This window comes from Sphaerisporangium dianthi, from assembly GCF_042654065.1.
GTDB classification, from domain to species: domain Bacteria; phylum Actinomycetota; class Actinomycetes; order Streptosporangiales; family Streptosporangiaceae; genus Sphaerisporangium; species Sphaerisporangium dianthi.
This window is the reverse complement of sequence record NZ_JBHSFP010000009.1, coordinates 258970-280999: the sequence shown is the minus strand read 5'-3', so window position 1 is coordinate 280999 and position 22030 is coordinate 258970. Positions and strand designations below refer to the sequence as shown.

The following is a 22030-nucleotide window of genomic DNA, read 5'->3' as shown; positions in this document are numbered from 1 at the left end:
TCGCGGCCGGACGTCAGTAGGCGGAGGTGTAGGTGACCAGCGAGGCGCTCTCCACCGGCCTGCCGCCCTCGTAGCAGGCGACGTCGCGCACCGTCACCTCGTTGCCGTAGGTGGCCCAGCGCGCGAGGAGGTTGCAGAAGGCCGGACCTCGCCCGTACGCGGTGACCTGGACGTCGTCCGGGAGCTGGCCGACCTTGTGGAAGGTCACCAGGCGCAGCCCGAACCCGGCGCTCTGGATCTCGTTGAACGACCCTGCCGAGTTGAAGGTGACACCGGCCGGCACCGGCGTGTACGGGCCGGGGTCGGCCGGGGCGTTGTCGAAGGTGTAGGCGAAGTACTTGGGCGGGATCGCCCCGCCGATGACGGCGCGCTCGTTGTGGTAGGTCAGGGTCCAGCCGGTCTTGAGCGGGGCGTCCGCCGCGTCGAAGCAGCGCACCTGCAGTTTCTGCCCGCTCGTCGACGGCGACCACCCGCTCACCTTGCAGTGGGCCGGCACGCTGGAGTCGACCGCGGTCACCTGGATGTTCCCCGAGGCGTGCGCGGGGCCCAGCCCGTTCAGCATGACGGTCCACACGCCGGGCGACACCGATGGCACGACGGTGTTGGTGTTGAGGGCGGAGTTGTAGGACGCGGCGATGCCCGAGCCGTCCCAGTACAGGTAGCCCAGCGCCTCGGGCGGCGGCAGCGCTCCGGAGCTGGAGGCGAAGGTGATGGCGAACGGCGTGAACACCGGCCTGCCGCCGTACGCGTAGCACCGGACCGCCACGATCTCATCGGTGCCCACCGCGCCGTACTTCTCGACCTGGCACCACACGGCGGTCTGGGCTATCGCCGTGACGTGGACGACGCCGCGATCCGTGCGGGTGGAGGAGACGCCGATGTCCGGGAACCGCACGAACACCTCGCCGATCGCGCCGGGAGTCACCGTCACGTTCGGGCCGGCGGGCCAGCTTCCCGCCTGGTGCGTCAGGTCGGGGGTTCCCGAGGTGGTGTCCACCAGAGCGAAACCCCACCGGTCGGGGACCGCGGCCTGGGCGCCGGTGGCCGCCGTGGTGAGCCCCGCCGCGAGCATGGCGATGATGCACAGTAACCGGGAGAGCACTTTCCGTGGTCGACGCATGTCGTCCTCCGTTCACTCCAGAGCCGGCGGTTCCTGAACGTGGCGCCGGAGTCCCGGCGCGGATGATCGGAGCGGCGCGTGGAATCACACCGTGTCCAGCGCTCTTGATAACCCGCGCCACGATTGTTGAGAAGACCCAACATTCCTGGTGGTGCGGCCCGTTCCGGGGTAGATGGACATCGGGTTCGTCCACGTCGGAAGGGACGGCCGACCGAAAATCGGCGCCATCGCCAGGGGTGGATCAGGGACGTCTCCGCCTGGAGGCGGACGAGGAGTTCTACCTGCGGAGGAAGCGGGTCTCGGAGGAGCGCCCCTATTCTGGACACAGAGACGGGGCCGGACGGGGGGTACAGGTGGCGGTGACCGATGACAGGCGCGGCGATGCCACGAAGCACGCCCGCCGTGAAGGTTTCAAAGGCTGGCGGGACGGCGTGCGCTCCACCCGGACGGGCCGGCTCACCCTGAAGATCGTCATCGGCGTGGTGGGGGCCGCACTGGTGATCGGCGGCCTGCTGCTGGTGCCGCTGCCCGGCCCGGGGTGGCTGATCGTCTTCGCCGGCCTCGCGGTCCTGGCCACCGAGTTCGACTGGGCCCACCGGCTGCTGGAGTTCGCCAAGCGCACCCTGCACGACTGGACCGACTGGCTCAAGCGGCAGAACTGGCCGGTCCGCATCCTGGTGAGCGCCGTGACCCTCGCCGCCGCCGCCGTGATCGTCTGGGCCATGCTCAAACTCAGCCTGGGCATCGACCTGATCCAGCAGGCCCGCCAGTTCATCGCCTGAGGCCCCCGCATCCGCGTCCGTCTCGGGGCGGGCGTCGAACGGGCGTCCCGCCCCGTCCCGCCCCGCCCCGCCTCGCCGGGCGTCGGGAGGCGGGGCGGGGGCCTGCGGATCGATGACGTCCCGCTCAGCTCACCAGGCCTTACCGGCCTGCTCCAGAATCGTGCGGTTGATCCGGTTGAAGAAGTTGGTCAGCGCGATCTCCAGGTTGAGCGCGGACAACTGCGTTTCGTCGAAGTGGGCGGCGGCGGCGTCCCAGATCTCGTCGGTCACCCCCGGCGCGCCGTCCTGGATCCGGGTGGCGGCCTCGGGGAGCGCGAGCGCCGCCCGCTCCGCCTCGGTGAAGAACGGCGTCGTCATCACGTCAGGTGGTCCAGGCCTTCCTGGCGGCGGCTCGCCGCGGCGATTTCGAGGGGTTGCTGCGCGTGCTCGACCCGGAGGTGAGGCTGACCGTCGACACCTCCGACGGTGTGGTCGTCGTCCTCGGGGCCACCAAGGTCGCCGCCGGGGCGACCGCGCGCGTCGCCGCCGGCGCGGCCGCGCGAGGACGAGCGGTGCTCGTGAACGGCCTTCCCGGTTTCGTCTCCTGGCGCGAGGACGGAACTCCGCTCTCGGTCATGGCGTTCACCGTCGTCGACGGCCGGATCGCCGCCATCGCGACCGTGATCGACCCGGTCAGGCTCGCGTCGCCGGACCTGCCGGATCCGGCGTGAGTCACCCCCGAGCGTGTTTCCATCGTCGTGCCGGACGGCGTCCCCGCGCTGGGCGTCACCGTGGTGCGAAACGACCTATGAGAAATGCGTACGGAAGCATAGGAGCGGCGTGATTTTGGAGTAACGTCCGGATCTGTAGATCTTCACCGGACATGAGGTGTGAAGGTGGGCGCTGTCCAGAGCCAGGGGCCGGCCCTCGCTTCATCGAGGAGACAGGTGATCGCCGTCCAGAGACGCGGGTGAGCGCCTTCGCCGCCCCGGCACCGCCGCAGGTGCCTCGCGCGTTCGTGGACGTCATCCGTGCCCATCTCCCCGAGCTGGCCGAGGAGATGCTCGGCGAGATCCAGGCCAGCGTGCCCGAGTACGCGAGGCCGGGCGACGAGAAGTACGTCACGGCCGTGCGGCGGGCGGTGGAGGAGGCGCTGCGGCTGTTCCTCACCAGGGCCGCTGACGGCGGTTCCCGCCCCGGCAGGATGACCGAGGTCTTCCGGGCGATCGGCAAGGGCGAGGCGTACGAGGGCCGGCCGCTGGACTCCCTGCAGGCGGCCCTGCGGATCTGCGCTCGGGTGGCATGGCGGCGTCTCGCCCTGTCGGCGGAGACGCTCGACCTGTCGAGGCAGGGCCTGTGCGGAGCCGGGGAGGCGATCCTGGTCTACCTGGACGAGATCGCCGCGGCGGCGGCCGAGGGCTACGCGGAGGCGCACATCAAGGTCGCCGGCGAGCTGGAGCTGCGCCGTCGTCGCCTTCTCGACCTGCTGGTCGCCGACCCTCCCCCCGACCCGCGGGCCGTCGAGGACCTGGCCAGGGCGGTGGGGTGGCCGGTGCCGAAAACCCTGGCCGGGGTCGCGCTGGCGGCGCGGACGTCGGGCACGGGATCCCGGGCGGGCCCGTCGCGGACGCCCGCCGGACGCGACGGCGTCACGCCCGGGCCGTCCGCGCCGCCGGACGCGCCTGCCAGGCCCACTCTGCCTCCCGACGTGCTGTCCGACCTCGACCGTTCCGACCCGTACCTCGTCGTGCCCGACCCCGGGGGGCCAGGGCGGACCGCCATGCTGGACGGGGCGCTGAGGGGCTGGGTGGCCGTCCTCGGGCCGCCGGTGCCCGTGCACGAGGCGGCGCAGTCGCTGCGGCTGGCCCGCGAGGCGCTCGGCCTGGCCCGCCGCGGGGTGCTGCCTTCCGGCCGGGTGGTCCGCTGCGCCGACCATCTCGCCACGCTGATCATCTTCAAGGACGAGGCGCTGGTCAGGGTCATACGGCGCGTGCGGCTGGCCCCGCTGCGCGCGCTGCGCCCGTCCCAGCGTGACCGCATCGCCGAGACGCTGCTGGCGTGGCTGCAGTGCGGCTACAACGCCAACGAGGTGGCGGCCCGCCTGCACGTCCACCCGCAGACCGTGCGCTACCGACTCCGGCAGGCCACGGAGCTCTTCAGCGACCAGCTCGCCTCTCCCGACGACCGTTTCGAGCTGGAAATAGCGCTGCGCGCCCGCGCCCTTTCTCTGCGGGCCGCGCCGGACGCCGGACGCTGAACCCCGGGAGAAACGGCGTCCCGGGTAGTGCGGTGAGTTCTCCTCCGCCTGCCCGGCGGGTGTTCTTGTCATTCAGGTGATATGGCGGAAGGCGTATTTCATTTCCGCGGACAAGCCATTCGGCCGCTCTTCGACTTACTTTTCTGCCATTCGGGATGGCCGGGCCGTTCATCGGCTGGAAGGCGGAAAAGTCATGCGTTTTCGAGTCGTCCTCTCCGTGCTCGCCGGAGCGGTGCTGATCACCACCGCCCTGACCGGGACCGCGCGGGCCGAGACCTCCCCGCTGGGGGCCAACGACTGGGCCTGCAAGCCGACGGCCGCCCGTCCGCGCCCGGTCGTGCTGGTCCACGGCACCTTCGCCAACATGGCGGTCAACTGGCCGGCGATCGCGCCGGTGCTGAAGAGGGCCGGCTACTGCGTCTTCGCGCTCAACTACGGCGGGACGCCCGACGCGCTCATCCAGGGCACCGGCGACATCGCCCGGTCGGCGCAGCAGCTGTCCGCCTTCGTCGACCGGGTGCTCGCGGCCACGCGGGCGCCCGAGGCCGACATCGTCGGGCACTCCCAGGGCGGCATGATGCCGCGGTACTACCTGAAGTTCCTCGGCGGAGCCGCCAAGGTGCGCAAGCTGGTCGGCATCGCGCCGTCCAACCACGGCACCACGCTCAGCGGCCTGGTGGCCCTCGGCGACCTGCTCGGCCTCACCGGGCCGGTGACCGACGCCTGCCCCGCGTGCGGCCAGCAGATCGCGGGGTCGGCCTTCCTGACGGGCCTCAACTCCGGCGGGGACACCGTCCCGGGCGTGGAGTACGCCGTGATCGTCACGCGGTACGACGAGGTCGTCACGCCCTACACCTCCGGCTACCTCAGCGGCCCGGGGGTGCGGAACCTCCGGCTGCAGGACTTCTGCCCGCTGGACTTCAGCGCCCACCTCGGCGTCATCGTCGACCCGGTCGTGCAGCGCCTGGTCCTGGACGAGCTCGGAGCCCCGCGCGGAGGGATCAACTGCCTGAACCCGCTCGGCTGACACCCCTCGGCTGACACCCCGCCACGGCCGCGCGGGGCGGCCGCGGTGAGGTCGGACAGGGCGGCCGCGGCGAGGCGGGGGCGTCAGCGGGTGCGGGCCGGCGCCCTGGAGAGGCGGCTCGTCACAGGTACAGGCCGGTGCCCTGTTCGGACTGGGGGGTGGCGATGGCGTGCAGGTCGCGCTCGCGCATGACCAGGTAGATCTGGCCGTGCACCTCGACCTCGTATTGGTCCTCGGCGTTGAACAGGACCTTGTCGCCCACCTTCACCAGGCGGGCGCTCGCGCCGACCCCGCATACCTCGCCCCAGATGAGGCGGTTGGCCATCTTGACGGTGGCCGGGATGACGATGCCCGCCGAGCTGCGACGCTCCTCGGACTCCTGCTCGACCTTGACCATGACTCGATCATGGAGCATCTGTATCTCGAACTTGGGGTCAACCACATATGAAGCTTATTCGGCCCGCGCCGGGGACGGTGGCACCGATGCGCGGGCCGTCCGCGAGAGCGCTCTCCCGGTGGTGATCTATAAGGTGACCGCAGGAGGGGCGATGACTCAGGATTTCAGCGACTGGCAGTGGATCAACGAGCCCGCGAAGTGGTCCGCGGACGCGGCCACCGGCGAACTGCGGGTGACCGCGGACGCCCGCACCGATCTGTGGCGGGTCACCCACTACGGCTACACCTACGACACCGCGCACATCTTCGGCAGGACGCTGCCGGGCGACCTGCGGCTCACCGCGACGCTCGAGGCCGCCTACGCCGAGCAGTACGACCAGGCGGGCGTCGCGCTGCGCGTCGACGACGCCAACTGGATCAAGGCGGGCGTCGAGTACGTCGACGGTGGCGTCAAGCTCAGCACCGTCGTGACCAGGGACTTCTCCGACTGGTCCGTCACCCCGGCCGTCGGGCCCGCCGAGGTGGTCACCATCGAGCTGGAGCGCGAGGGCGACACCGTCATCGTGCGGTACGGGCTCGACGGCGCCGAACCGTCCGTCCTGCTGCGCCTGGCGTACTTCCCGCCGCAGGTCCCGGCGCTCGCGGGCGTCATGTGCGCCGCGCCGGAAGGCGGCGGCTTCGAGACCCGCTTCACCTCGGTGTCCCTCACCTGAGGTGCGTGTAATCCCGATTTAACGTGATCGTCGCCATGTTTCACGGCCAACCCGGCCGAATAATAGCCAGTGACATGTATATCGTGGTCATCTGTGTCGGCTTGTAGTTGAGCGCCGGGTTCGCGTCGTGAGTCACCGCACGCACCCCGCCGCGACGCTTTGACGAACCGCCGGTGAGGGGAGGTGGCACGGTGACGGCAGAGGTCCCCCGCGCGCGCGCGACCCTGGACACCACGGCCCCCAACCAGGCCCGCATCGCCAACTACGTCCTCGGCGGGAAGGACAACTTCGCCGCCGACCGGGAGGCCGCCGAGGAGATCCTCGCCATCGCGCCCGAGATCCGCGTCATGGCGCGCGAAGGCCAGGACTTCCACGCCCGCGCGGTCCGGTACATGGCCGAACAGGGCATCACCCAGTTCGTCAACATCGGCGCCGGCATCCCGTCCGAGAGCAACACCCATCAGATCGCGCGGTCGGTGACGCCCGACGCCCGCGTCGTGTACGTCTCCGAGGACCCCGTGGTGCTCTCGCACTCGCGGGCGCTGCTCGCGACCGACTCCAACATCGGCGTGGTCGAGGGCGAGATCATGCGTCCCGCCGAGCTCATGGCCGACCCGGGGCTGCGGCGGTTCATCGACGTCTCGAGCCCGGTGGGCATCGTGATCATGAGCTCGCTCCAGTTCATCCCCCACGAGGACGACCCTTACAAACGGGTCGCCGAGCTGCGCGACCTGCTGCCGGTGGGCAGCCACCTGATGATCGTGCACGCGGTGTTCGACTCCCGGCCCGAGGCGGTGGGGCCGATCGTCGACGTCTACCGGCGGGTCTTCGGCCGGGTGGAGGACGCCTCCCGAAATCGCGCCCAGGTCCTGGGCTTCTTCGACGGGATGGAGCTGGTCGAGCCCGGCCTGGTCTACATCCGCCTCTGGCGTCCCGAGAACCCGCTGAAGGTCCGCAATCCGGAAAAGGCGTGGCTCGTCGGCGGGGTCGCGAGGAAGCCGGCTCCCTGACCCGGGCGGCGCCCTTCCCGCTGGACCCCGGTCTGGTTTCGTGACCTTTGTAGCCTTTACTGTGGGGTGCGTTTTCCATGGTGAAAGGTCCGTAACTTGAGGTTCGCCCCCTTTGCTCGGCTGTCCCGTCCGCTCCGATGGGGGGCGCGCGTCCTCACCGCCGTCCTGGTGGCGGCGCTCGTGCTCGCCGTCGCCGGCGTGTGGACGGTACGGCGCTCGTTCCCGCGGCTCGACGGTGAGCTGCGCCTCCCCGGCCTGAGCGCGCAGGTCACCGTCCTGCGCGACGGCCACGGCATCCCGCAGATCTACGCGAGCACGCCACGCGACCTGTTCATGGCCCAGGGGTACGTCCACGCCCAGGACAGGTTCTGGGAGATGGACTTCCGGCGCAAGACCACCGCGGGACGCCTCTCGGAGCTGTTCGGCGCCTCCACCCTGGAGGTCGACAAGGTGGTGCGCACCCTCGGCTGGCGGCGTACGGCCGAGCGTGAGCTGCCGTTGCTCGATCCGCGCACCCGCCAGGCGCTCGCCGACTACGCGGGCGGGGTGAACGCCTGGATGCGGCAGCACGAGGGCTTCGCCGACAAGAGCCTCGAATACGCCGTGCTCAAGCTCACCAACGGCTCCTACACGCCCGAGCCGTGGACGCCCGCCGACTCGCTGGCGTGGCTGAAGGCGATGGCCTGGGACCTGCGCTCCAACATGGACGACGAGCTGGAACGGGCGCTGGACGCCTCCGCCGTCCCGGCCGCGCGGGTCGACCAACTGTTCCCCGCCTATCCGTTCGACCGGCACCAGCCGATCGTCACCGGCGGCGCCGTGCGCGACGGCCGCTTCGCCGCCACCCCCACCGAAGGCGCGACGGCCACCGCCGCCGGGGGCGCCACAGCCACCGCCATCGGAGGCGCCACCGCCACCGCCGCCGGGGGCGCCACCGCCACCGCTCGTGGCGCCGGCGGTGCCGCCGCGCCGGCGCAGGTTCGGCGGGCGGGACCGGATCAGGCCACGGCGCGGGTGCTCGCCGACGTGGCGAGGACGCTGCGGGCCGTGCCCTCCCCGCTCGGCACGGACGGGACCGACCGCGCCGGCATCGGCTCCAACTCCTGGGTGGTGGGCGGCGCGCACACCGACACCGGCAAGCCACTGCTGGCCAACGACCCGCATCTCGGGCCGCGCATCCCCTCCATCTGGTACCAGGCAGGCCTGCACTGCCGGGTGAGGTCCGCCGCGTGCCCCTACGACGTCGTCGGGTACACCTTCTCCGGCATGCCGGGCGTCGTCATCGGCCACAACGACCGGGTCGCCTGGGGCTTCACCAACCTCGGCCCCGACGTCACCGACCTGTACCTGGAACGGACCAAGGGCGACACCTACCAGGTCGGGGACTCCTTCCGGCCCATGGAGACCCGCACCGAGCAGATCAAGGTGGCCGGGCGCCCCACCGAGACGCTGACCGTCCGGTCGACCGAGCACGGCCCGATCATCTCGGGGGTGCTGGGCGGCGCGAAGAACGCCCTGCCGGGCGCCGCCGTCCGGACGGGCGAGATCGAGTCAGGCGCCACCGGAGGCCCGGGAACGGGCGCCGCGAACGACGGCCGGCTCCCGGCCGGAACGCACGAACTGGAGATCGCGCTCCGGTGGACCGCCCTGGACCCGGGCCGCACGGCCGACGCGCTGCTGCTGCTCGACACGGCGGCGAACTTCGAGCAGTTCCGCACGGCCGCGTCCTTCTTCGAGGCCCCCGCCCAGAACATGATCTACGCCGACGTCGACGGGAACATCGGCTACCAGGCTCCCGGGCGCATCCCCGTCCGGGCGGGGGGCGACGGCCGGTGGCCCGCGCGTGGATGGACCGGGAAGGAGGAGTGGAAGGGGTTCATCCCCTTCGAGGAGCTTCCCACCGCCTACAACCCGCCCGAGGGGTTCATCGCCACGGCCAACAACGCCGCCATCGGCCCCTCCTACGACCGCTTCCTCACCTCCGACTGGGCCTACGGGTACCGCTCGCAGCGCATCGTGGACCGGATCAGGCAGGCCATGTCCAAGGGGAAGATCACGGCGGCCGTCATGGGGGACGTCCAGATGGACTCCGCCAACGGCCTGGCCCCCCTGCTGGTGCCCCACCTGCTCCGCGCCGGCGCGAAGGTTCCCGAGGTGGGGGAGCTGCTCGCCGGCTGGGACTTCTCCCAGGGGCGCGACTCCGCTCCCGCCGCGTACTTCAACGCGGTGTGGCGCCACCTGCTGCAGCGCACCTTCGACGACGAGCTGCCCGAGGGCGGCCGGCCCGGCGGCGGGGACCGCTGGTACGAGGTCGTGCGCTCGCTGCTGGACAGGCCGGGCGACGCCTGGTGGGACGACGTCCGCACCAAGGGCCGCGTCGAGACGCGCGACGACATGCTGGTGGCCGCGATGGGCGACGCCGCCGGGGAACTGCGTGCCGCGCTCGGCGACTCGCCCCGCGACTGGCGATGGGGCGACCTGCACACCCTGGAGCTGACCAACGAGACGTTCGGCACCTCCGGCATCGGCCCCGTCGAGTGGCTGTTCAACCGGGGGCCGCTGAAGCTCGGGGGAGGCAAGGACGCGGTCGACGCGACCGGATGGGACGCCTCCAAAGGCTTCGAGGTGGACTGGGTGCCGTCCATGCGGATGGTCGTCGACCTGGCCGACCTCGACCGCTCGCGCTGGGTCAACCTCACCGGCGCCTCCGGCCACGCCTTCCACCCGAACTACGACGACCAGGCCGGGCTGTGGGCCGACGGCGCCACCACTCCCATGCGCCAGACCGAGTCAGCCGTTCGCAAGGACGCCGCCGACACCCTCACCCTGACTCCCTGATCCCCTGACCCGCCGTCGCGCGGGCCGCCGGAGGGCGTGCCGGCGGCGTCTCAGCCGCCGTGCACGCGGACGCGGATGCGCCGGCAGTTCGCGCAGCGCTGGGTGACCACGCGGCCGATCGCCTCCACGGTGATCCACTTATGGCGCAGGTGGATCTGCGAGGTCAGCGTCACGTACATCCGGGAGAGGTTCGTGACCAGGCCGGTGGCCCGGCGGCCCCGTGCGGCGCCGGTGCGGGCGTCGCGCCCGCCGTCCGGTCCGTGCCCGCCGTTCACCGAGCGGGAGGGGACCCGATGCCCGTCGCCCGCAGGGCGTGACGGGGAGTCGTCGAAGTGCCACGGAATCCAGCGGGGTGAGTCGTCGTGCTCCAGCAAGGCCATGTCGTCGCCCCCCACATCGGGCAGTCGAGGGACGCCGCGAAGAGCGGCGCCGTGCGGCCGAGACTGCCCGCAGAACGCGGCCTCATGCGCGCGGGCGGGAAAAAGTCAGGCGAGGCGCCCCTTGGGGCTGGGGAACGCGCGCGACGAAGCGGCCGGGAAGGCCGCGGGCCCTTTCAGCCGCTGGTCACCGAGGCTATCTCGGCGAGGGGGAACTCGAGGTAGTCGCCGGCCTCCTCGCACCAGGCGTCCAGGACGCCGCGTCGCAGCTCGCCGTGGCTGATGGTGGCGGTGAGGCCGTCGGACAGGGTGATGAGCGCGCGCACGCCCCGGTCGACGACGAACCCCAGCAGAGACTGCTGGGCGGTGGGCAGGCGGGTGGCCAGCCGGCCGATGACGGCCCAGGTCTGCCCTGTGTGGCGTTCCTCCTCGCGTGCGCCCGCGAGCCGGCGGGCGTGCTCGCGCGGGTCCGGCGCGGGTTCGGTCAGATGCACGTGCGGCTCGTCGAGCTCGGCCACCCGGCCGCCGGGCAGCAGGATGAGCCGGCCGCCCTGAGGTTCGCGCCTGACCGCGATCTCACCGCTGTCGTCCACGGGAACCGGGGCGTACCCGGCGTCGCGGAGCGCGGCGAGCGTGCGCGCCGCCGGGGCGCCGCCGGCCAGCACGGTGGGGGCGAGGAGCCGCAGCCCGAGCCGGGCGAGGCGGCGGTGGCCCGCGATCTCGGCGAGCAGCGCGGGGTCGGAGCCCTGGATGATGCACCCGACGGTGGTGACGGTGACCTCGCCGTACCGGCGGGCCACGTCCCTCACGAGATAGGTCAGCGGCTGCGGTATGGTGCCCGCCGCGCGCAGTTCCTCCAGCAGCGAGTCGGCGGTGTAGCCGGCGTCCAGGGCGCGCCGCACGCTCGCGGAGGTGAACCGCCACACCGAGGCGGCCCCCTGGGACTCGCGGTCGGCGGCCCGGTCGAGCAGGCCCGACAGCTCGGCGGCGGGGGGACCGGTGACGACGGCGGTCAGGTCGCCGCCGAACAGGGCGGTGCGCTGCGCGCCGGCCAGCGCGTGCACCGAGGCCTCCACCATCCCCGGATCGCGTTCGACGGCGGGGACGGTCTCGTCCTGCTCGTCCCCGGCCGCGGCGGAGCCGAGCGCGGCCAGCGCGCGCCCGAGGGCGGTCAGGGTGTCGGAGGCGACCAGCCCGAGTAGCCGGGCCTCCGTGAGGACGGCGGGACAGCACTCGGCGAGCAGGTCGCGGTCGAGCAGCGGCGCCCGCCAGTGCACGGCCTGCACCAGTTCGGGCATGCTCGCGAACGCGGCGTCCGGAGGCAGGGCGGCGAGAGTGGCCAGCACCGCCCAGCGGATGCGCGCCACCGTCTCGCCGGAGGGGTCGTCGCAGAGCACGGTGGGGTACTTGCCGGCGGTGCGCCGCAGCGACGAGCGTTCCATGCGCCACCACGCGGCGAGCAGGGCGCGCAGCCGCGCGGGGGCGTCCTCCAGCCGCCAGGCGTCGAACCGCTTGGTCGGGACCAGCCCGCCCGCGGTCTCGTCCAGGGCGAGCAGCCGGGCGACGGCGCAGGCCTCCAGCAGCAGCCGGGTCTCGTCCTCGGTGCAGCCGGTCTCCTTGACGACGCGGCGCACCTCGCGGACCCCGACGCCGCCGCCCTTGAGCAGGGGAAGCGGCGTCTTGTCGGTGTTCTCCAGCAGGGCGGCGGCCCGGTCGACGGCGTGTGGCGCGGCCAGGCACATCTGGTGGTCGACGGCCTCGGGGTCGACGGGGACCGTGCCGAGCTGGGGAGGTTCGGGGGTGAACGGCGCGTGGTAGTCGGGGCCGCGCAGCGCGAGCGCGGCCTCGCGCGGCATCTCGGCGATGTTCCACTGGGTGCGGTAGAGCAGGCCCCGGTCGGCGGCCCACTTCTCGGGGGTGCCTGAGGCGATGAAGCGGTTGCCGTCCACGCCGCGCACCGGGCCGTCCCAGGCGAACTCGTCGAGCAGGCTGACGGTGCCGTCGGGGGCGTCGTGCAGCAGGGCCGACAACCGGTCGGCGTCGGAGAGCACGGTGGTGATCCGCGAGATCAGCTGGCGCTTGCTCCCCTGGGGGGCCAGGCCGAGGGCGCGGCTCATGCGGCGCAACCCCTCGGTGTTGAGCGTCCAGGAGTCCAGGTAGGACAGGAGAGGCTCGCCGAGCCCGCAGGGAGCCGTCCACCAGCGGGCGACGGCCTCGGCGAGGTGGAGGCGGCCGTCGGGGCCGGGCCAGGCGAGGGCGTGGTCGAAGAGGTCGTCCAGCCAGGGAAGCACCTCGGCGGTGGTCACGCCCAGAAAGCGGGCGAGATCTTCGGCGTTGGCGCGCTCGCCGATGACCAGGCGGGCCTGCAGGATCTCGAGGGGAGGCAGGGGAAGGCCGCGCATGACCTCCATGACGGCGAAGGTGTCGCCCAGACGGCGGGCCAGGGTGTCGAGGCGGCGGGGCCAGGGCGCGGCGATCGCGTCCGGGCGGTTGGCCAGGACACGCGTGAGCCGGTCTTCGTCGAGGGTTGTCAACCAGCCGAGCAGGTGATCATCCATCACAGCTCTTTCAAAGGTCTCGCGGGAGTCACCAAGAAGCCACCGTAATGCAGAGCACCCGCTTGACGGATCGACCTTGCGGAATACACCTCCGAATCCTTGACGCGTTCCTCACGGCCCGGGGCGGTCTCCGCCATGGCCGGGGCGGGGCCCCGGGATGGGCGAAGCCGCGACGTCCAGCCGTCCGGCGTGGCGGCTGACCTCGGTCAACTTTTCAGGACGGCCCAGACGACCTTGCCGTGCGGCAGGAGGGGGTTCCACCCCCAGCGCAGGCTCATCGACTCGACGATGTGCAGCCCCATTCCGCCGGGTTCCAGCGGCGAGGGCTGGCGCATCACAGGCGCCGCCGACCCCGGGTCGGCGAAGACGCAGCTCACCAGCGAGTCCATGCGGATCATCGACATCCTGATGGGTTCGGAGCAGCCGCGGCGCGGATCGCGGGGGCCGGGCGTCAGGCCGTGCCGGAGCGCGTTGGTGGCCAGTTCCGACACCACGAGCTCCATGTCCTGCACCAGGTCGCGCATGCCCCAGCCGAGCAGGCTGCCGGCCGCGAAGCTGCGTGCCGAATGGACGGATTCGGGGCGGGGTGGGAGGACGAACGTGGCGCTCGACGTGTCTGCCTCAGGCGGTGCCAGGTCGCGCGCAGGGTAGGGCCACCAGCCGATGGGAGGCCACCAGTCGAAGGCCGACCACTGGTTCCGACCACGTGTCAGGTCCGTGGAGTGCACGAGATCATGATGCTCCAAACTCATGTGCAGGTGCAAGGGCGAATGCACGTGCAGAAGAGTCGTGCAGGCGCTACGGTTGCCCTGGGAGTGAAACGAAGGGGGACCACACGCGCGATCTTTGACAGACTGTGAACCAGTCCACAACCGGAGGAAAGCACGTGTCCATCGATCCGCCCGGCTCCGGCTCTACGGTTCGGCGCATCATGTTGGGCGCCAGCCTACGCAGGCTGCGTGAGGAGCGCGGGCTAACGCGCGAGGTCGCGGGATTTCACATCCGCGCTTCCGAGTCCAAGATCAGCCGCATGGAGCTTGGACGGGTGGGGTTCAAGACGCGTGACGTCGAAGATCTGCTCACGCTCTACGGTGTCAACGACGACGCCGACCGCCGTGGGCTGCTCGAGATGGTCCGCGAGGCGAACACTCCCGGATGGTGGCACAAGTACAGCGACCTGCTCCCCACCTGGTTCGCGACGTACGTCGGGCTCGAAGAGGCGGCGTCGGTGATCCGCACCTACGAGGTGCAGTTCGTGCCGGGACTGCTCCAGACGGCGGCGTACGCCCGGACGGTGATCAGGCTCGGGTACCCGGATGTCTCCGACGACGAGATCGAACGCCGCGTGCATCTGCGCCTGCACCGGCAGGAGCGCCTCCTCCGCAACGACGGACCGAAACTCTGGGCCGTCATCGACGAGGCCGCGTTGCGGCGGCCGATCGGTGGCAAAGAGATCATGTACGAGCAGTTGCAGCATCTGATGGCCGTCGCCAGTCTGCCGGCCATCACCTTGCAGGTGATGCCGTTCCAGTTCGGTATGCACGCGGCCGAGGGTGGAGCGTTCACCATCCTGCGTTTTCCGGAGTCCGACCTGTCGGACGTGGTCTACGTCGAGCAGCTGTGGGGTGCCCTTTACCTGGACAAGCGTGAGGACATCGATCCGTACCTCACCGCCATGGAACAGCTGTGCATCGAGAGCACAACGCCCGGGGGCACTGCCGAGATACTCGGCGACATACTCAGAGAGATCTAGATGAACCAGCCCTATAACGGAATGCCGGCCACGAGCCTCACCGGCGTCGCGTGGCGAAAGAGTGTTCATAGCAACTCGCAGGGCAACTGCGTCGAGCTTGCGAAACTCCCCGACGGGGGCGTCGCCGTCCGTAACTCCCGATTCCCGGACGGCCCGGCCCTGATCTACACCGCTGACGAGATCCGGGCCCTGGTGCTCGGCGTCAAGGACGGCGAGTTCGACAATCTGGTCGCGTAACACCCTGTTCACATATCGCGAGTCCGGTTAACCGGGGAGCGCTGATCGTGTAACCGGGGTTGTTCATCGATCCGGCACACTGGGTTCGTCCGCTTCTTGTGAAGTTCGTGGGGGCCCGTGATGCTGGATCAGATGACTCTCTACCCCGTAGCCGATGACGTGCTGTTCGCGCCGGGGGGCCGCGTCGTGATCCGTACCTACGGCGTCGCGTCCGCGGCCTCCACAGAGCAGGACGGCGCCCGGCCGGTCTCCTACCGCACCTGGGTGACCGGAGTCAGGGACCAGCCGAGATACTGGCGCTGGGGTCACTTCGAGGACGCCCGCCACGGCCACCGCAAGGTCCTCGAATGGCTCACCGGCCGCGGCCCCCAACCCCAGCCCGTCGTCCCGGCCTGACCGCACGCGTCGAACCCACTCGCGATCAACAGCGAGAACGCGCCGCCGTCCGCCCAACGAAGGCCACTCGCCTGTCTCCCCTTCCCTGTGGATCAGATGGTGCCGTCACGGGGCGGCGAAGGGTGGGTTTTGAGCTGTTGGAGTCCGCGTTGGCAAACTGCCCACTGGATATTGTCGCTACCAGCATCGGCAAGAACGACGCTTGCGACGATGTCAGCGTGGCAGGGTGGAGTTCCGTGCTGGCTGCAACCGCCCCGAGCGCCAGTGCTATTCGGGTTCTTATACCACGTCGAAGGCTGAGGGGCGAGGATCTGGACTATGCGTGACTTTACCGCCAAGAGATCATTGAGCGCGGCGATCACAACTTCCGACGCATCAGGTTGCGCGAGCGCGGCCGGAGTGAGAGATGGGCGCTTTGCGTAGTTTGCGGCGATGAGCTGATCACGGGCCTGCGCCCATCCGGGAAAGACGCTCAGAGCATCAACGAGACGCACTAGTCGGTCCTGGGAAGCTCCGCGATTATGCATCCATTCGAAGTTGATGGAAAGGACCGACTTACTCACACCTGTGTAAATGCTCCACACTGCCGCCTCGTCGGTGCCGAGACTGAACCACGCCGTGACGGAGGGATATTCGGCCTCGCCGAAGTAGTACCCACGGAACGACGGATGGCGTTCCGCATGCCGGTAGACCGCCAACAGGGTGCTAGTCACATCCTCAGGGCAGTACTGCTCAAGCGCATGGAGAAGGCTGTCCTCATCCCACTTACTCTGTCCTCGTGTTAACGCTTCCCGCCGCTCGTTGGTCATCGCGGGGACGGCTCCGAGGGTGCCCGCTTCGGGCGGCGCGGCGTCGTAGTCCGCGGCTGGAAGCGGGTCGCCGAGTGCCAACTGGATGGCGATCGCGATCGATTCAATCCAGGAGATGGTCTCCTCCGCTTCGCGCGCGCTGATGGCCGCCTTCTGACCGGGCCGGTCCGGGTCGTGATCGGCCGTATGCGCGATGTTGTTCCGGCGCCAGGCGATCTCGCGTAGCCTACTCCGCACGCCGTCGGAGGTGGTCGGCTCCGCCGAGTCCTGATCAGTGAGGATCTCCGCGACCTTCACCCAAAGGTTAACCGTACTGACATGGGCGAACCCTTCCTTGATCTTGTCTGGGTTCTGGAAGGTCATGAACGCGAAGACCTGCTCCAGATGGGCGCGGAACGCCGCATCGAGGGGCTCGTCGTGATGGTGAACCTTCTCGAACAGCTCGACGGGGATGGGCAACTTGCTGAACTTCGGAGGACGAGCCACCCCCGGCTGCAACGCGAGAGCCACCGCCCGGTCAATGATTTCTCGTGTAATCCAGTGGTCCAAGGCCGCTACGGACTGGGTCCAGGCGGCTCGGTAGAGATCGCCGACGTCAAAGGCGCCTACCCTAAGCCGTTCCAGGTTCTGACCTCCGTGTACGAGCTGCCGGGCATATCCGAGATTTTGCTGAAACTGCTCGAACGCTGGCGGGGCGTTGTCAGGTGCAGACGCAGGCGATACCTCGCTGATCACCCCTGGGATCAGTCCTGCCTCGGTGAATACCGTGCGGAAGTCATTCGCCGTAACACGGCGTGCTGGATGCGCCCGCCCGGTCTGGTCGAAAGTTAGTCCCTCCTGCTCCAAGACGGCACGTGGATCCTCGGTCCGCATGGAATCCAACCAGCGAAATTGCGGCGAGATTCGACCTCCGGTTTGGAGAACTCGATGGACGTTGTATCCCGGAGGGGCCTCGGCCATGAACCCACCGACCGACTGCGCTGACATACCGACCAGTTCGGCCAAGTCGCCGTAGGTCGTCCACCTGCCAGGCTTCAGATGCACCAGGGCCTTTAAGACTACGTCCCAACGGGGATCGGCATATTTGCGACCCTGGGCAGGCAGCCGCCGTGCTCGGTATTGACGCCCTAACTCCCGATAGAGCTCAACTCCCGGAAAATCTTCAAGCGCCTGAATCCCGGCGGGTGTGATCGACCACCCGTTCCTCTTGACCATCCAGCCAAGCGACGCCGCTTCCCCCGTCCGGAATCCCAACTGTGCCCACCAGCGTGTCTGGCCGTGCGCGTTGGGACCCTGGTGCTCCGCAGCGATCGAGATCCTCTCGGTGACCGCCTTCCGCACATCATCGGGCTGTAGCGGACGGCCGGCCTCCCGAAGGACCTCCAAGGTCGTGCGAAGAATTGGTGCGATGTGCTCGGCGAAGGACATTGGTTCTCCTTGATCTTCAGTTGCCGGTTTTGCCCTATTGGAAGGGCGTGAGGTCACCACCAACTAAGCAGGGCAACGCGGCACCCGTGGACAAACCAGCAGCAATGAGGTGATCTACGCAAGATCGATCTGGACAAGTGGGACATGATGTCCCTAGGGGGTATACGGAGCGGAAAGGGGTACAGAGAACAGTCTCGTGATATGGGTGGAGCCCCGGTGGGAGAGATATCTTTGCAAAGTGTCCTCTCCTACCGGAAACTCAGGTTGATCACCCATCGTGCCACGCTCGCTGTCTCCCCCAAAACAAGTTCGCCACATTGCCGGACTAGTGACTGCCGAAGGCCGCCGATGCGGCACTTGCACAAGGGCGCTGCCATGCTTCTGGCAAGCCGTGGTGGCCTGCGCTGATTCCGTGGTCACTGATAAGGCGTCTGGCGAGCCCACGGACACCCGACGCCATCACAGCGGCCGGTCCCATCGGCTGCCTCAGGCGCGTCCCGTCGATCATCCACAACACCCCCACCCATGCCCACGGCCTCCTGCCCTCCACCTCGACCGTCGCAGATGTCATCACGCTCGGGCACACCCACAGCCTCCCCGACATCTAGGGCCGAGGCTCCGCCTCATCGGAGAACTCGAAGTCGCCCTCATCTACATAGAGACGCTCCACCCAGGCGATACCCCCACCATCGACGGCCCCTGCATAAAGCGTCGTCCAGGGTGGTGCGGCACAGAACGGCATAAGCTCTCAGCCGTGACCGGTTCGAACGGCCAGAAGCAGGAGCCAGAAACGTCAGAGTCGTCCGCCCAAATCCGCAGGGCGTCAGCTCCAGGGCCTATTCCTGTCCGAGAGATCGATGATCGAGAGCTGGCCGCGCTCCTCGCGGCCAGGGCGTTCGTCGAGATCCGATACCTCGCCGGACACACCCGGCGACTGCCAGACGATGCCCCGCCCACCAATGAGCTCGACCGCATCGGATTTCTGGCGAACCTGTGCCATAACATGCCGTTAATCGCCAGACCGCACGCCTGGCAGCCCTCTTACAAAGGGGCGCCCGTGAGCCGGCGGGCCAAGGCGATGGCGGAACGGCCGATGAGCTGGACGTGGAACACCGCTGGCCCAGAAGGGCGTGCGTGTATCCTTGACCACGTCAGCCAGGACGGATATCGCCGGACGCCTCCACCGCCGCTTCCGACTCCTCGCAAACGGGTTCCCTCGCCCAGTGCACGGCAACGCATCACCATGCTGTGGGGCTGGCCGGTGAAGACCTCGTCCGGCCGTCGGCGACTGCCCCGCAAGGCACGCGTTCTCAAAGCCGTCGGTACCGAAGCGATTTACGCCCTTTACGAGGAAGCGGGCCGCTTACGACTCGGCTTCGGCAAGGCCACACCGTGGCTGCGAGCCCACCTTGACTTCAATGCCACCCACTTCTTGTTCCCCGACCCTGCGGCCTATTACTGGCCGGACCCAGAGGCGGGAAGGCGCTGGTGGCAGTGCCGCGTTCTCCTGCGAATGATCGATGGCGAGCAGGTAACGAGCTCGCTGGCCGTGTACCCGAGACGACGTTCATCGCCCTACGGTCGACCGTCGCACGCTACCGGCAGCGCCACCTCGCCCACATGGCCAGAGCCACAGAGCGGGACACCTACCTGTGGCGCCGCGACCACCAGCCGGACTGCTCCCGCGAGCAGTGCGGCTATGTTACGCCCGCGACAGAACAACCGGGCGTCACGCCAGGTGCTCCAGTGGACCGTTGAGCAGCTGTGGACGGAACCGCCCAGATCTGATTCAGCGTTCGTCGACCACCGGAGCGTTCCAGCGGATCAGGGCGGGGTCCTCGTGTTCGTAGCCGAGGACGGACATCGTGCCGGTGTCGAGGCTGAAGTGGCGGCCCTCCTGCGGGGGGAACCGCAGCCAGCGGGCGGTGAGCACGCGGAGGAAGTGGCCGTGGGCGACGATGGCCGCCGTGCCCTCGGCCTGAGTGATGCGGGCGATGACCCGGTCGGCACGTTCGGCGACCTGATCGATGGTCTCACCGGGGTGCTCGGCGTCGCCGGGGATCACGCCGTCGCGCCACAGGTACCAGCCGGGGCGCTGCTTCCGGATGTCGGCCGTGGTGATGCCCTCATAGCCGCCGTAGTCCCATTCCCACAGATCCGGCTCGATCTCGAAGCCGGTCAGGCCTGCCAGCTCGGCGGTGCACTGGGCGCGCTTCGCCGGGCTGACCAGGACTAGCGACAACGTGGTGCCCTTCAGCGCGGGCGCGAGCGCGCGGGCCTGGTCCTCGCCCTTGGGTGTCAGCGGGAGATCGGTGCGGCCGGTGTGCCGGCGGTCGCGGCTCCACTCGGTCTCGCCGTGGCGGAGAAGAATCAGCTCGTCCATATCGGACCATCATGTACCGCCTTCGCTCGTGCGTGTCGCCGGGGTGGGACGACGGGTCTCACGACGAGGCCTGGACGGCCCGGCCGGACGACGCCTCGCCGGCCCAGGTGAACCTTCTTCCGCCGGTACGGCCGGGCGTCCCGATCTGTGGGGTGCAGGGCCAGGGGCGCGGGCGCGGCGACGGGGGTGGAGTTGCGACAGTGGAGGGAGGCGCCGGCTCGCGGCCGGCCATCACGGCGGAGCGGTGACTTTTCGTCCCCCGGAGGAGCGGGGGAAGTTCCCGGGAAGAGCGGGGCGTAGACGCCGTCTCCGACGTGGTCAGGCTGCGCGGCCGGCCTCCACCGGAGCAAGGGAGAGCCCGATATGAGCGAGATCATCGCAGGCGTCGCCATCCCGGACTCGGCGCTCGCCGCCGAGGCGACCGAGCTGGTCCGCGACAACGCGCCGGAGCTGCTGTACGACCACTCTCGCCGCGTCTACCTGTTCGGCACCCTGCAGGGCCGCCGGCTCGGCCTCACGGCCGACCCCGAGCTGCTCTACGTGGGCGCGATGTTCCACGACCTCGGGCTGACCGAGTCCTACCGGAGCGCCGACCAGCGGTTCGAGCTGGACGGGGCCGACGAGGCGCGCCGGTTCCTGGCGTCGCACGGCGTCCCGGAGGCGGACGTCCGCAAGGTGTGGGAGGGCATCGCCCTGCACACCACCCCGGAGGTCCCCTACCGGCTCGAACCCGAGATCGCCCTGGTGACCGCGGGGGTCGAGACCGACGTCCTCGGCATCGGCTACCGCGAACTGGACCCGCGCGACGTCGCGGCCGTCACGGCGGCCCATCCGCGCCCGGACTTCAAACGGCGGATCCTTGCGGCGTTCACCGACGGCTTCAAGGACCGCCCGGACACGACGTTCGGCACGGTCAACGCCGACGTCCTTGAGCACTATGTGCCGGGCTTCCGTCACATCGACTTCGTCGAGGTCATCCTGAAGTCCGACTGGCCCGAGTGACGCCCGGCGGTCAGGCGGCCGAACCGGCCGGAGGGCACTTCTTGCGGAACCAGACGGTCTTGGCCACGCCCTCGGGGGCGGGCAGGACGCCCCACTCGTCGGACAAGGCCTCGACGATGGTCATGCCCCTGCCGTGCTCGGCGTCGTCGGAGCCGGTCCGGGGCTCGGGCCGCCCGGCGCCGTGATCGGTGATCTCGGCCAGCAGCGTCTCGTCCGACATCTGGAGCCGGAACCAGATCGGTGGCAGCCCGTGCACGACGGCGTTGCTGAGCACTTCGGCCGAGGCGAGGACGACGTCGTCGGTCAGGTCGTCGCCCGCTCCCGCGAGCCGCCAGGTGCTCAAGGTCAGCCGGATCATTTTCCGCACGTCCGCGAGGACCGTCGGATCCCGGGGGATGTCCCAGTACGCGGCGCGTTGCCCGTCCGGAGTCCCGATCATGCTTGTCCTTGTCTGTGCCGCTTATGACCTGGATGACCATACTCTGTCCAGGTTTGGGGTGTTCGGGTGGATGGGTGCCGTTGGCGATTCGATGTCAAACAGCAACGAACGTCGCCGTGCGCGCGATGTCCGCCAGTTCGGCCTCGCGCATGAGCCGCCGCAGGTCGCCGAGCGAGCGGGCGCCGACCATCGTCGGCTCGGCCGCCCGCCAGGTCGCGATGGCGAAGTACCGCCGGCTCCACACCCCGTAGAAGATCGACCACGCGGGCTCGACCGCGTCCAGCATCCTCGCCGCCGCCCGCGCCTCCGCCTCCCAGTCCCGACGCGGCACCGCCCGCCGTTCGCCGGTCCGGCCGCGGGCATGCCGTCCTGTCCGCATGGATCGCCTCTTTCCCTTTCGCCGGGGCATCGCTGGTGCGGCGGTCTCCGGAATGACGGAAACGGATTCCGCGTCCGTGGCCACGGTCACAGATTGCCCATTGACGGCGAGTTCTGGTGGCGGAAAGCGATGACACTGCAAGGACAA

The 22030-nt window shown here is 69.7% G+C and carries 22 protein-coding genes; 11 read left to right on the top strand and 11 right to left on the bottom strand.

The features are described from left to right. Positions 1-13: 13 nt before the first annotated feature. The gene (locus tag ACFO60_RS16570) at positions 14-1120 is read right to left on the bottom strand and encodes a hypothetical protein (protein WP_380841183.1); all 1107 of its coding nucleotides are present in this window, start codon (positions 1118-1120) and stop codon (positions 14-16) included. Between the two features lie 359 nt (positions 1121-1479). On the opposite strand from ACFO60_RS16570, the gene ACFO60_RS16565 reads away from it, so the two are divergent. After that, positions 1480-1902 (top strand): TIGR02611 family protein, encoded by a 423-nt coding sequence (locus ACFO60_RS16565; protein WP_380841182.1) that lies wholly within the window; start codon positions 1480-1482, stop codon positions 1900-1902. A 129-nt stretch (positions 1903-2031) separates the two neighbouring features. Here the strand turns inward: ACFO60_RS16565 and ACFO60_RS16560 are convergent, their stop codons facing one another. Then, the gene (locus ACFO60_RS16560; protein ID WP_380841180.1) at positions 2032-2259 is read right to left on the bottom strand and encodes a carboxymuconolactone decarboxylase family protein; all 228 of its coding nucleotides are present in this window, start codon (positions 2257-2259) and stop codon (positions 2032-2034) included. Between the two features lie 8 nt (positions 2260-2267). Between ACFO60_RS16560 and ACFO60_RS16555 the strand changes: the two genes are divergently transcribed. The 3 genes from ACFO60_RS16555 (at position 2268) to ACFO60_RS16545 (ending at position 5165) form a co-directional block, all read left to right on the top strand. Continuing rightward, positions 2268-2612: a sigma-70 family RNA polymerase sigma factor family protein gene (locus ACFO60_RS16555; protein WP_380841179.1), complete on the top strand. Its 345-nt coding sequence runs from the start codon at positions 2268-2270 to the stop codon at positions 2610-2612. 239 nt (positions 2613-2851) lie between these two features. Further along, positions 2852-4138: a PucR family transcriptional regulator gene (locus ACFO60_RS16550; protein ID WP_380841178.1), complete on the top strand. Its 1287-nt coding sequence runs from the start codon at positions 2852-2854 to the stop codon at positions 4136-4138. A 193-nt stretch (positions 4139-4331) separates the two neighbouring features. After that, positions 4332-5165 carry an esterase/lipase family protein gene (locus tag ACFO60_RS16545; protein WP_380841177.1) on the top strand — a complete coding sequence of 278 codons (834 nt, stop codon included), beginning with the start codon at positions 4332-4334 and terminating at the stop codon, positions 5163-5165. A gap of 121 nt (positions 5166-5286) precedes the next feature. Here the strand turns inward: ACFO60_RS16545 and ACFO60_RS16540 are convergent, their stop codons facing one another. Beyond that, the gene (locus ACFO60_RS16540) at positions 5287-5607 is read right to left on the bottom strand and encodes a GroES family chaperonin (RefSeq protein ID WP_380841176.1); all 321 of its coding nucleotides are present in this window, start codon (positions 5605-5607) and stop codon (positions 5287-5289) included. A gap of 106 nt (positions 5608-5713) precedes the next feature. Here ACFO60_RS16540 and ACFO60_RS16535 point away from each other — a divergent pair, with 106 nt between their 5' ends. The 3 genes from ACFO60_RS16535 (at position 5714) to ACFO60_RS16525 (ending at position 10122) form a co-directional block, all read left to right on the top strand. Next, on the top strand, positions 5714-6274 hold the full coding sequence (locus ACFO60_RS16535; protein ID WP_380841175.1) for a DUF1349 domain-containing protein: 561 nt from the start codon (positions 5714-5716) through the stop codon (positions 6272-6274). 191 nt (positions 6275-6465) lie between these two features. Next, positions 6466-7284 (top strand): SAM-dependent methyltransferase, encoded by an 819-nt coding sequence (locus ACFO60_RS16530; protein WP_380841174.1) that lies wholly within the window; start codon positions 6466-6468, stop codon positions 7282-7284. 96 nt (positions 7285-7380) lie between these two features. Then, the gene (locus tag ACFO60_RS16525; RefSeq protein ID WP_380841173.1) at positions 7381-10122 is read left to right on the top strand and encodes a penicillin acylase family protein; all 2742 of its coding nucleotides are present in this window, start codon (positions 7381-7383) and stop codon (positions 10120-10122) included. A gap of 50 nt (positions 10123-10172) precedes the next feature. On the opposite strand, the gene ACFO60_RS16520 is transcribed toward ACFO60_RS16525, so the two are convergent. The 3 genes from ACFO60_RS16520 to ACFO60_RS16510 form a co-directional block, all read right to left on the bottom strand. Next, positions 10173-10517: a hypothetical protein gene (locus ACFO60_RS16520; RefSeq protein ID WP_380841172.1), complete on the bottom strand. Its 345-nt coding sequence runs from the start codon at positions 10515-10517 to the stop codon at positions 10173-10175. Positions 10518-10675: 158 nt separating this feature from the next. After that, the gene (locus tag ACFO60_RS16515; RefSeq protein WP_380841171.1) at positions 10676-13057 is read right to left on the bottom strand and encodes a helicase-associated domain-containing protein; all 2382 of its coding nucleotides are present in this window, start codon (positions 13055-13057) and stop codon (positions 10676-10678) included. Positions 13058-13263: 206 nt separating this feature from the next. Continuing rightward, on the bottom strand, positions 13264-13785 hold the full coding sequence (locus ACFO60_RS16510; RefSeq protein WP_380841169.1) for an ATP-binding protein: 522 nt from the start codon (positions 13783-13785) through the stop codon (positions 13264-13266). A gap of 203 nt (positions 13786-13988) precedes the next feature. Here ACFO60_RS16510 and ACFO60_RS16505 point away from each other — a divergent pair, with 203 nt between their 5' ends. The 3 genes from ACFO60_RS16505 to ACFO60_RS16495 all read left to right on the top strand — a co-directional run bounded on the left by ACFO60_RS16505 (position 13989) and on the right by ACFO60_RS16495 (position 15443). Then, complete coding sequence (locus ACFO60_RS16505) at positions 13989-14810, top strand: helix-turn-helix domain-containing protein (protein ID WP_380841205.1); 822 nt, start codon at positions 13989-13991, stop codon at positions 14808-14810. Continuing rightward, a complete protein-coding gene (locus ACFO60_RS16500; RefSeq protein WP_248959591.1) occupies positions 14811-15047 on the top strand; it encodes a DUF397 domain-containing protein in 237 nt (78 codons plus the stop codon). Between the two features lie 132 nt (positions 15048-15179). Further along, positions 15180-15443, top strand: a complete 264-nt coding sequence (locus tag ACFO60_RS16495; protein ID WP_380841168.1) for a hypothetical protein — start codon at positions 15180-15182, stop codon at positions 15441-15443. Positions 15444-15535: 92 nt separating this feature from the next. On the opposite strand, the gene ACFO60_RS16490 is transcribed toward ACFO60_RS16495, so the two are convergent. From ACFO60_RS16490 to ACFO60_RS16480, 3 genes are all read right to left on the bottom strand, one after another. After that, positions 15536-17680 (bottom strand): MGMT family protein, encoded by a 2145-nt coding sequence (locus tag ACFO60_RS16490; RefSeq protein WP_380841167.1) that lies wholly within the window; start codon positions 17678-17680, stop codon positions 15536-15538. 823 nt (positions 17681-18503) lie between these two features. Then, on the bottom strand, positions 18504-18680 hold the full coding sequence (locus ACFO60_RS16485) for a hypothetical protein (protein WP_380841166.1): 177 nt from the start codon (positions 18678-18680) through the stop codon (positions 18504-18506). Positions 18681-19469: 789 nt separating this feature from the next. Further along, a complete protein-coding gene (locus ACFO60_RS16480) occupies positions 19470-20063 on the bottom strand; it encodes a histidine phosphatase family protein (protein WP_380841165.1) in 594 nt (197 codons plus the stop codon). Positions 20064-20426: 363 nt separating this feature from the next. On the opposite strand from ACFO60_RS16480, the gene ACFO60_RS16475 reads away from it, so the two are divergent. Further along, positions 20427-21065 (top strand): HD domain-containing protein, encoded by a 639-nt coding sequence (locus tag ACFO60_RS16475; RefSeq protein WP_380841164.1) that lies wholly within the window; start codon positions 20427-20429, stop codon positions 21063-21065. Positions 21066-21075: 10 nt separating this feature from the next. Here the strand turns inward: ACFO60_RS16475 and ACFO60_RS16470 are convergent, their stop codons facing one another. Both ACFO60_RS16470 and ACFO60_RS16465 read right to left on the bottom strand, forming a co-directional pair. Next, positions 21076-21504, bottom strand: coding sequence for an ATP-binding protein (locus ACFO60_RS16470; protein WP_380841163.1), 429 nt, complete (start codon positions 21502-21504; stop codon positions 21076-21078). Positions 21505-21598: 94 nt separating this feature from the next. After that, positions 21599-21883 carry a hypothetical protein gene (locus tag ACFO60_RS16465; protein ID WP_380841161.1) on the bottom strand — a complete coding sequence of 95 codons (285 nt, stop codon included), beginning with the start codon at positions 21881-21883 and terminating at the stop codon, positions 21599-21601. Positions 21884-22030: the final 147 nt, after the last annotated feature.